We start from the raw sequence: 10,302 nt of genomic DNA, 5'->3' as shown, positions 1-10,302 counted from the left end.
GGCCAGGCTGACCGGCGGGCGGTCGCCGTCCCCGCCCGCCGCGACGGTGGCCGGCGGCCCGGTGCCAGCCCGGACGGTGGCCGGCGGTGCGCTGTCCGGCCGGACGGTGGCCGGCGGGCCGGCGGGAGGGGGCAGCACGGTCACCGCTCGTCCCTCACCGTGGCGGTGACGGGGGTGTCGGCCGGCGGGGTGGGCAGCCCGAAGACCTCCCGCAGGAAGGCGGCGGCCTCGTCCTGGGCGCGCCGGCCGGCGTCGAAGACCCCGGGCATGGCGAAGAACCCGTGGATCATGCCGGGATAGCAGGTGGCCCGCACCGGCACGCCGGCGTCCCGCAACCGCTGCGCGTACCGCTGTCCCTCGTCGCGCAGCGGGTCGTGCTCGGCGGTGACCACCAGGGCCGGCGGCAGGCCGGACAGGTCGTCGGCGAGCAGCGGCGAGGCCAGCGGGTCGGCCGCGTCCGCCGGGTCGGCCAGGTAGTGACCCCGGTACCAGTCCACGGAGTGCCTGTTGAACAGCAACGGATCCTGGTCGTCGGCGGGACGCAGGCCGGCCCGCTGGTCGGTGTTCGGGTAGACCAGCAGCTGCCCGGCCAGCCGGGGGCCGCCCTCGGCGCGGGCCAGCAGGGTCACCGCCGCCGCCAGGTTGCCCCCCGCGCTGTCCCCGCCCACCGCCAGCCGGTCCGGGTCCACGCGCAGCTCGGCGGCGTGCTCGGCCAGCCACCGGGTGGCGGCGTGGCAGTCCAGCACGGCCGCCGGGAACGGGTGCTCCGGGGCGAGCCGGTAGCCGACCGTCACCACCTGGCATCCGGTGGCGTTGGCGAGCCGGCGGCAGATCCCGTCGGCGGTCTCCACGCTGCCCAGCGTCCAACCGCCGCCGAAGAAGTAGACCAGGGTGGGCAGCGGGCCGTCGCCGGCCGGCCGGTGCACCCGGACCCGCAGGTCCCCGTCGGGACCGGGGACGGTCGTGTCGCGTACCTCGTGGACCGGCTCGACGTCACCGCCACCGGCCCGGATCGCGGCGAGGTCGGCGGCGCGGGCCTCGGCGAGGGTCTGGGTGTACAGCGGTGGGGTGCCGGCGGCGGCCCGTGCGGCCCGGTAGGCCACCACCTGGGGGTCGAGGGACATGGGATCGGCTCCTATCCGCCGGTGGTGACGAAGAGCTTGTCGATGCCGCGCAGGAACAGACTCCCGCTGTAGTCGGCCGGTTGGCTGACCGCGAGCCGGGGGAACCGCGCGAAGAGCCGGGGCAGGCCGATCCGACCCTCCAGGCGGGACACGGCCGCGCCGAGGCAGAAGTGCGGGCCGACGCCGAAGGCCAGCGACGGGGGGCCGTCGCGGCGCGGGTCGAACCGGTCCGGCCCGGGGAACCGGCGCGGGTCCCGGTTGGCCCCGGCGATGATCAGCAGGACGTTCTCGTCCCGGGCGACCGGCACTCCGTCCAGCACGGTGTCCCGGGGCGCGGCGCGGGCCAGGAAGTGCACCGGGCTCTGCAGCCGCAGTACCTCGTCGACGCAGCCCTGCGCCAGGGTCTCGTCGCCGGGCAGCGCGGCCACCGTGTCGGGGTGGCCCAGCAGCACCGGCAGGCCGTTGCTGAACATGTAGACGGTGGTGACGAAGCTGGCGTTGAACAGCACGATCAGGTTGCTGATCAACTCCTCCTCGGTCAGGTCGACCTCGCCGGAGTCCAGCGCCTCGACCAGCCCGGAGATCAGGTCCTCACCCGGCTGGCGGCGGCGGTGCCCGATCAGGTCCCGGTAGAGCGCCCGCAGCTCCTCGGCGGCCTGGTTCGCCAGCGCCAGCCGCTGCGGGGTCTTGCCGGCCACGTCGAGAAACTCGTCGATCCAGTCGACCCGTTGCCGGTACCAGGCCAGCTCGCTCTCGGGCAGGCCGATGAACTCGGCCATCACCAGCGCCGGCACCGGGTAGGCGAAGTCCGCGACGAAGTCGATCTCGGAGCCGTCGGCCCCGGTGTCGGCCATCCTGTCCAGCAGGGTGTCGACCACCCGGACGATCACCGGTTCCAGCGCGCCGAGCCGGCGCGGGGTGAAGGTACGGGAGAACACGCCCCGCATCCGGCCGTGGTCGGGCGGGTTGACGAACATCATCGACGACTGGAAGGTCCGCAGGATCTCCTGCTCCTCCCAGCCCGGCGGGGGTTGCTTGTACCACTGCGGGTCACGCAGCACCTGGTCGACCAGGTCGTAGCCGACGGCCACGGCGCTGACCGTGCTGTGCTCCGGACGGTTCGGGATGACGCTGATCGGCCCGTGTTCGTGCAGGGCCGCGTACCACGGATAGGGGTCCTGCCGGCCGGCCTCGCTGTAGAGACCGGACAGGATCTCGTCGACGTCCACGATGGTGCTTCCTCCCCAGGAAATGACCGGGGGCGACGGGGTCACCCCCGCCGCCCCACCGGTGTCACAGACCGAGCAGTCGAAGTGGTACGGCGTCCGCCAACGCCTGGTTGCCGGCGTCGTTCGGGTGGATGTGGTCACCGGCGTCGTACGCGGGCAGCAGCCGGCTCGGCTGGGCCGGGTCGCGCAGCACCGCGTCGAAGTCGAGCAGCCCGTCGAACTCGGCCGCCCCCGGGCCCCGCAGCCAGGTGTTCACCGCCTGGCGGGTGGTCTCCTTCTCGGGCGTCCACACCCCCGGGTTGCCGTGCCCCTCGTACGGGGTGAGGGTGACCGCGAGGCTGCGCAGGCCGCGCGCCTTGGCCTGCTTGTTGATCTGCCGCAGCGAGGCGATGATCCGGTCGGCGGAGTCGTCGGACATCCAGATGTCGTTGATGCCGAGGTGCGTCACCAGGGTCTTCACGCCGGTCTGCGGGAAGACGTCCTCGTTGAGCCGGGCCAGCGCGTTCGGACCCAGCTCGTAGTACCCGGGGAAACCGCCCGCGCCGGGCTCGGTGCCCTCGTGGTTGAGCCGGTTGCCGGCCAGGCTCAGGTTCAGCACGCCCGGGGTACGCACCTCGGGACGGGCGGCGACCAGCCGCCCGGCGAGCAGTTCCGGCCAGCGCTTGTTGGCGTTGACGGTGCTGCCGTTGGCATCCCCGATCGAGTCGCTGAGCACCACCACCGCGCCGGGGCTCGCCGGGCGCAGCACGTCGATGCCGGACAGGAACATCCAGCAGCAGTCCGGGCGGATGGTGAAGCCGGCGCCGTCGGCGGCGGTGGTCAGGTCGTTCGCCCCGATGAAGGTGGTGACCTTGGACTGGCCGTGGAACGTGACCGGCCCGGTGAGCACCGGGAAGTGCAGGGTGACGACCAGGTCCTCCTGCTCGCCGACCGCGTAGGTCAACGGGTCGCTGAGCAGTTCGGCACCCTTGTTCATGGTCGCCGAGGTGGAGCCGCCGAATTTCAGCTCCCGCACGCTGCCGGGCAGGATGTCCGACCGGTCGGTCAGGGTGGCGGTGTTGGGGCGGGCGACGGTGGCGTGTCCCACCTGCACCGCCTGCTCACCGTAGAGGTTGCTCAGCCGGACCCGCAGCCGCTCCCCACCCACGGTGGTGCGCACGGTCATCCGGATGCTCTGGTTGTTCAGGCCGGTGTTCGTCAGCCCGACGGTGTTGCCGCGGGTGACCGCCGCGGCCCACGTACCCGCCCACTGCGCCCGGGCGGCTGCCCCGCCACTGTCGGAGTCGGACGGACCGGCGCTGGCCACCACCGCCGGGGCTCCCACGACCAGCAACACGGCCGCGGACGCTATGACCTGCCATCTCTTCGGGGTCGACATTGAACCTCCATGTTGGGCCGCCCAGGGCCGGCGCCCATTGACGGCACCGCCCGGACGATGGTCCAGAAACCTAGCCGCGACGTCTGACAGGCGTCAATCAACCCGATAGACATGATCAAATGTCCATGGTGGGCGGCCCCTCGCCGTTCGGCTCTGTCCCCGGGCGAGGCCGTCGGCCTAGGCTCGCTAGCGGCGGCGGTGCGGTCGCCCATGGCGCGCACCCCCGTCGCGGGCCGGGCTGTGACCTGCTCGGACGCCAACCCGGCCGGTCGCCACGGCGGGTCCCACCGGGCCGCCGGCGACCCGCCGCATCGAGCTGGGGGCTGTGCGATGACCGACGGGGCCGACCGATCCACCACCTACGTGCACGACGCGCTGGCGCTGTTCGCCGGGTTCGGCGACCGGGAGGCGCTGGTCGGCGACGGTCGCCGGCTGACCTATCCGCAGGTCGCCGCGGAGGTACGCGGGCTGGCGTACGCCCTGACCGGCCACGGGGTACGCCCCGGCGCGGCGGTGCTGGTGATGCTCGGCAACGCGGTGGAGGGCCCGCTGCTCCAGCTCGCCCTGCACCTGCTCGGCTGCCGGAGCATGTGGATCGCCCCGGTCACCTCCCGGCGGGAGATCGACGAGTTCGTCCGGCTGGCCCGCCCCGACGTGTTCGTGCACCACGCGTACGCCCCCGACGGGCTGGGCGACCAGATCGCCGCCTCGCTGCCCGGGGTGCCGGTGCTGCGGCTGGGCGTCGAGCTGACCGCCGACGCCCCACCTGTCGAGCTGCCCGCGCGGGTGCCCACGCCGGAGTCGTTCCTGCAGACCAGCGGCACCACCGGCACCCCGAAGCTGGTGCACCACCGGGAGAGCTTCTACCGGCAGGTGCTGGCCCTGGCGGCGGATTTCCGCGCCGCCGGGTTCCCGCTGCTGCGGCACCTGTCGCACTCGCCGATGTGGCTGGCCAGCGGCCAGATCACCACCCTGTTCAACCTGTTCACCGGCGGGGTGCTCTTCCTGCGCCAGCAGTGGGACCCGGCCGCGTTCATCGCCACCGTCGACGCCGAACGGCTCACCTCCACGTTCGTCACCCCGCCGATGCTCTACGAGGTGCTCGACCATCCGGCCCTGGACGGCGCGGACTTCTCCGCCATGTTCATGTTCAACGTGGGCGCGGGACCGGCCGCGCCCGCCCGGCTGCGCCAGGCCATCGCCCGGTTCGGCCCGTGCCTGCGCATCGTGTACGGCCTCAGCGAGGCGGTGGTGATCTGCGCCCAGCCCGGCCTGACCGAGGACCCGGCGCACCCGGAGCGGCTGGGTTCCTGCGGCCGACCGTACGGGGACGTCACGGTGGAGATCCGCGACGCCGACGGGCGGGTGCTGCCGGCCGGCACCGACGGCGAGGTGTGGGTGCGGACCAAACTCAGTTTCCACGGCTACCACGGCCAGCCCGAGCTGACCGCCGACACGCTCGTCGACGACTGGGTACGCACCCGCGACATCGGCCACCTCGACGACGACGGGTTCCTCTACCTGGTCGACCGGTTGCAGGACCGCATCCTCACCCGGCAGCGCAGCTGGCCGATCTACTCCCGGCCGATCGAGGACGTCCTCGCCGGGCATCCGCAGGTCCGCGCGGCGGCGGTGATCGGGGTGCCCGACCCGGTCGCCGGGGAGCTGCCGTACGCGTACGTGGTGCCGACGCCGGGGGCGACGGTGACCGGGGCGGAGCTGATCGACCTGGTCACCACCGAGCTGAGCGACACCTGGGCGCCGGGTGCGGTGGAGTTCGTCGACGCGCTGCCACTGAACCGGTCGGCGAAGGTGGACAAGCGGGCGCTGCGCGAACGGTACGCCGCCGGCGCGCCCGCCGATCCGGTCGGCAGCCCGTCGTGACCGCCGACGCCGACACCGGCCCCCGGACAGCCACCGGCACCGACGCCGGGTCGCTCGCCGCGCCGCAGGGTCCCGAGCGGCGGGCCGCCCGGCGGGAACTGGTCACCCTGGTCGCCGCCGACCTGATCTCCAACCTGGGCAGCCGGATCTCGGTGATCGCGATCCCCTGGCTGGTGCTCACCACCACCGGCAGCCCGGCCAAGATGGGCATCGTCGCGGCGGCCGAGTTCCTGCCGTACATGCTGTCGAGTTCGTTGGCGACGCCGTGGGCGGACCGGTTCGGGGTACGGCGTACCTCGATCACGGTGGACGCGGCGAGCGCGGCCGTGATCGCGGTGGTGGCGCTGGCCCCGTGGCTCGGTTTCGGGGCGCTCGTCGCCCTCGTCGCGGTGGCCGGCGGACTGCGCGGCATCGGCGACCGGGTCAAGCACGTCATGTTCCGGCCGGCCGCGCAGCGCGCCGGGGTGGAGCTGATCCGGCTCACCTCCGCCTACGACGGGCTGGCGCGCGGGGTGGCGCTGTTCGGCACGGTCATCGGCGGTCTGCTCATCGACTGGGTCGGGGTGACCCGGGCGATCTGGATCGACGCGGGCACCTTCGCGGTCTGCGCGCTGCTGGTCGGGGTGCTGGTGCGCCCGCCCGTGAGCGACGCGCCCGCCACGCCCCGGGAAGGCTACTTCCAGGCGTTGCGCACCGGCTTCGGCTACCTGCGCACCGACCGGGTGCTGCTGACCATGCTGATGGTGGTCTCCGCGTTGAACATGTTCGCCGCCGCCAACACCGCCGTCTGGGTGCCGCTGTGGGTCCGCGACGAGTTCGGCGACCCGGCCGGGTTCGGGCTGGTGCTCGGGGTGTTCGGCGGTGGCGCGCTGCTCGGCAACGTGGTCTTCACGATGCTCGGCCCCCGGCTGCCCCGGACCCTGATCTTCGCGGCCGGGGCGGCGCTGAGCGGTGCGCCCCGGCTGCTGGTGCTGGCGCTGACCGACCATCTGGTGGTGGTGCTGGTGGTGACGTTCCTGTCCGGGATCGGCATCGCGGCGGTCAACCCGCTGCTCGGCGCGGCCCTCTACGAACGGGTGCCGGACGCGTTGCAGACCCGGGTGCTGGGGATCTCCGGGTCGCTGGCGTTCGTCGGGCTGCCGGTGGGGGCGTTGGTCGGCGGCTGGTCGGTGGCGGCCCTCGGGCTGCGACCGGCCCTGCTGGTGATGGCGGTGGTGTGCGCGGTGCTGACCGTGACGCCGCTGGTCGCCGGGCCGCTGCGGATGGGCCGGCCGGCACCCCCACCGACGGCCGTCGACCCGGTCTGACGGTCAGGTCGCCACGGCCCGGTCAGGCGCGCCCCACCGTCAGTCCAGGTCGTCGCAGACGTTGTGGGTGGTGCCGTGCAGCATGGTGACGGTCTTGTCGTAGTCGGCGGTGAACCGGACGACGAACTGACCGTCGATCAGCCACAACCCCTTCGGCAACGAGCCGGCGTCGTCCCGGAAGCCGAGCAGCACCGGGCCGGTCACGTACCAGGTCATCGTGCCGTCGGCGGCGTAGCTGACCAGGGAGGTGCCGCTGGCGTCCACCCGGGTGACGACCCCGGTGTCGGTGTTGGTCACCGTCTCGATCAGCGCGCCGGTGTACAGCTCCCGGCGTGGCGAACCGTCCGGGTCGGTCGTCAGCACCAGCTTGCGGACCTCGTCGACCTCGGCCGCCACCCGGATGCCGAACGCGCAGCGGGCCCCGGCCGGCAGGGTGAACTCCTCCTGCGGGGCCGGCACCCAGCCTCCGGTGGGGCGACCGGCGGCCGCCGCCGGGGCGGTCGGCACGGTCCCCGCCAACGTCACCGCGGTCAGGGCGGCACCGAGTCTCGTCGTCCAGCGCATGGGCACTCCCGTTCTCCTCGTCGTCGTCCGGTCCAGGGTCACCGGCCGTCCTCACCACCGGCTGACCGCCCGGCAGGGTCTTCGCGGCGGAGCACGATCCCCCGCTGCCGGGCCGCTGACCACCGGCTCACCGGACACCGTCCCCGGTTTGCGCGCGACGACCCGGACGATCACCGAGCCCCCGGTGCGCGGGGGCGGGCGACCCTGCCGACGCCGAGGGTGGGATGCCGGGGACGATCCTCGACCGGCGGCCGTCCCGGTTCCACCTGGGGCGTCGGTGACCACGGCGGCGGCAACCGATCGGGGCGGCCAGGTGGTCTCAGTGGCATGGAGTTCCGTCTGCTCGGCCCGTTCCAGGCCCGCCAGGGGGGCGTCGTCGTCGATCTCGGGGTCCGCCGCCAGGAGCGGTGCCTCCTCGGGCTGCTCCTGCTCGACGTGGGACACCTGGTCGGCACCGACCGGCTCATCGACCTGCTCTGGCCGGACCGGCCACCGGCCTCGGCCCGCAGCGCGGTGCACACCTACATCGGACGGTTGCGGGCCGCGCTGGGGCCGTACCGGGTGCGGATCGCCACCGGCGGCGGCGGCTACCTGGTGCACGACGACGGGCACACCGTGGACGTGGCCGAACTCGCCCGGCTGGTGCACCGGGCAGGTGGCAGCGCCGACCCGGCCGAGCGGGTGCGACTGCTCGACCGGGCGCTGGCCCTGCCGCGTGGGCCGTTGCTCGCCGACACCGCCGACGACGAGCTACGCGACCGGCTGGCCGGTCCGATCGAGGACCTGCGACTGACCGGCGTCGAACTGCGGGCGGCCGCCCGGCTCGCGCTCGGCCAGCACACCCGGGTGGTCATCGAGCTGACCCCGCTGGTGGCCCGGCACCCGGGCCGGGAGGAACTGGTGGCGACGTTGATGACCGCGCTGTACCGCGGTGGCCGACAGACCGACGCGTTGGTGCTGTACCGCCGCACCCGACGCACCCTGGTCGAGGAGATCGGGGTCGAACCGGGGGCCCGGCTGCGGGAGGTGCACCGGGGAATACTCCGGGCCGACCACCGGCTGGACCGGGCGGACCGGCCGGTCTACGAGGTCCGGGTGCGCGGCGAGGCGTTGCCGTGGGGCGTCGGCGGGCACCCGGCGCTGGAGTTCTGCAACACGTTCGCCGGTTGGCGACACGAACCGCCGGTGCCGGGGGCCGAGTGGCTGCGCGGCTACCGCACGCTCGCGGTGTGGACCGGGCACGCCGGCCTGGTCGACGACCCGACCGTGGGCCGGTTGATCGAGCTGGGCCGCCGTGATCCGGCCGGTGCAGCGGTGGTCCTGGACGAGGTGCGTGCGCTACGGGCCCGGCTGTACGCCTGCCTCACCGACCCGGCCGACGGACCGGCCTTCGACGCGGTGGCCCGGTACGCCGAGCAGGCCGCCCGGACGCTGGTGTTCCGTCGGGAGGCCGACGGGCGGGGACGGTGGTGGCCCGATCCGGCGACCGGGTTGCGACTGCCGGTGCACGCGGCGGCGTGGAGCGCCGCGCAGCTGCTCGGCGATCCGCGCCGGCTCACCGTCCGGGTCTGCCCGGACCCGCGCTGCGGATGGCTCTTTCTCGACGACAGCGGAATGCGACGCTGGTGCAGCCTGGCCACCTGTGGCCGGCCGGCCACCGAGGCGCCCTGCCGGGGCACCTGAGACGCCTCGGGTCGACGCCGGTGGCGCCGCACCGCCACTCCGTTGCCGAGCCCCCGGGTCTCGACCAGCGCGGACCGACGGCGGGGATCCTGACGGAGGCAGGGCCGACGGAGGCGGCGCCGGCGCTGGTCGGCGCACCTGGACGACCACCAGGCGATCCGAGGGGTCGGTGTGATCGACGGCACCCGCACGGTCGGCTACATTCCCGGCCATGTCATCGATGTTGACCGAGGCCACCGATCCGTACTGCCTGCGCGAGGGAGAGAGCGCCGCACTGCTGCGCGACCATCCGTGGCACCGGTTCGTGGTGCTCGGCGACAGCGTCGCCGAGGGCATGTGCGAGCCGGTCGAGGGGTACCCGGACGTGCAGTGGGCCGACCGGATCGCCGCCGAACTGTCGGCGGTACGGCCCGGGTTGGCGTACCTGAACCTGGGCCGGCGCGGGCTGCGGGCGCAACAGGTCCGGGCCGGGCAGCTCGACCGGGCGTTGGCCTTCTCCCCCGACCTGGCGCTGGTGGTCTGCGGCGGCAACGACGCCTTCCGGACGGCGTTCGACCCGGACGCGGTGGACACCGAGTTGATCGCGATCGTCGGGGCGCTGCGCGACGCCGGGGCCGACGTGATCACGGTGGGCATGTTCGACGTGTCGCACAGCCCGGCGGTCCCGGCGGCCCTGCGGCCCGGGTTGGGCGCCCGGATGCGGCTGCTCTCCTCGCGTACCGGCCGGCTGGCCGACCGGTTGGGGGCGTTGCACGTGCACCTGAGCGACCATCCGGCCGGCACCGATCCGTCGATGTACAGCAGCGACGGCCGGCACGGCAGCGCCCGCAGCGACGCCATCGCCGCCGCCGAGACCATCCGCCGCCTCGGCGCCCACCTCGGCAACCACCCCTGACCCCCACCCCACCACCCTTCCCACCGGCCCCCGGTGGGCCCCCACCCGCTCCACCGACCGGCCCCGGCGGGGTCGATCAAGAGGTTTGCGTCATCCGGAACGGCTGACCCCGCCCCAACCCTCTTGATCACCGCACCCCAGCCCGGCCGGAGCCGGGGGGTGAAGAGGGTTGGGTCCACCCCCCGCCGCCAGGGGGCGCGCACCACGGTTTACCCCGGGGGGGGGGGGGGCGGGGGGC

Annotated in this window: 8 protein-coding genes; 4 read left to right on the top strand and 4 right to left on the bottom strand. The window is 74.0% G+C overall.

All coding sequences use genetic code 11. The features are described from left to right. Positions 1-140: 140 nt before the first annotated feature. The 3 genes from ACOJTC_RS07270 to ACOJTC_RS07260 form a co-directional block, all read right to left on the bottom strand. The gene (locus tag ACOJTC_RS07270) at positions 141-1,124 is read right to left on the bottom strand and encodes an alpha/beta hydrolase (protein ID WP_420116257.1); all 984 of its coding nucleotides are present in this window, start codon (positions 1,122-1,124) and stop codon (positions 141-143) included. 11 nt (positions 1,125-1,135) lie between these two features. After that, a complete protein-coding gene (locus tag ACOJTC_RS07265; protein WP_204923543.1) occupies positions 1,136-2,356 on the bottom strand; it encodes a cytochrome P450 in 1,221 nt (406 codons plus the stop codon). Between the two features lie 61 nt (positions 2,357-2,417). Further along, positions 2,418-3,704, bottom strand: a complete 1,287-nt coding sequence (locus ACOJTC_RS07260; protein ID WP_420116259.1) for an SGNH/GDSL hydrolase family protein — start codon at positions 3,702-3,704, stop codon at positions 2,418-2,420. 357 nt (positions 3,705-4,061) lie between these two features. Between ACOJTC_RS07260 and ACOJTC_RS07255 the strand changes: the two genes are divergently transcribed. Beyond that, entirely contained in the window at positions 4,062-5,615 is a 1,554-nt protein-coding gene (locus tag ACOJTC_RS07255; RefSeq protein ID WP_420116256.1) for a class I adenylate-forming enzyme family protein, read from the top strand. A 98-nt stretch (positions 5,616-5,713) separates the two neighbouring features. Continuing rightward, positions 5,714-6,922: an MFS transporter gene (locus ACOJTC_RS07250; protein WP_420116258.1), complete on the top strand. Its 1,209-nt coding sequence runs from the start codon at positions 5,714-5,716 to the stop codon at positions 6,920-6,922. 39 nt (positions 6,923-6,961) lie between these two features. Here ACOJTC_RS07250 and ACOJTC_RS07245 read toward each other — a convergent pair whose 3' ends face one another. Beyond that, positions 6,962-7,528, bottom strand: a complete 567-nt coding sequence (locus ACOJTC_RS07245) for a hypothetical protein (protein WP_420116255.1) — start codon at positions 7,526-7,528, stop codon at positions 6,962-6,964. Positions 7,529-7,813: 285 nt separating this feature from the next. On the opposite strand from ACOJTC_RS07245, the gene ACOJTC_RS07240 reads away from it, so the two are divergent. Together ACOJTC_RS07240 and ACOJTC_RS07235 are read left to right on the top strand one after the other, a co-directional pair. Next, on the top strand, positions 7,814-9,169 hold the full coding sequence (locus ACOJTC_RS07240) for a BTAD domain-containing putative transcriptional regulator (protein WP_420116254.1): 1,356 nt from the start codon (positions 7,814-7,816) through the stop codon (positions 9,167-9,169). A 211-nt stretch (positions 9,170-9,380) separates the two neighbouring features. Continuing rightward, complete coding sequence (locus ACOJTC_RS07235) at positions 9,381-10,064, top strand: SGNH/GDSL hydrolase family protein (RefSeq protein WP_204922912.1); 684 nt, start codon at positions 9,381-9,383, stop codon at positions 10,062-10,064. The last annotated feature ends 238 nt before the right edge of the window (positions 10,065-10,302 follow it).

The sequence above is a fragment of the Micromonospora sp. genome, from assembly GCF_048594385.1.
Taxonomy (GTDB): Bacteria; Actinomycetota; Actinomycetes; order Mycobacteriales; family Micromonosporaceae; genus Micromonospora; species Micromonospora wenchangensis.
The sequence above is the reverse complement of the archived record's forward strand: the minus strand, read 5'-3'. Positions and strand labels throughout refer to the sequence as shown.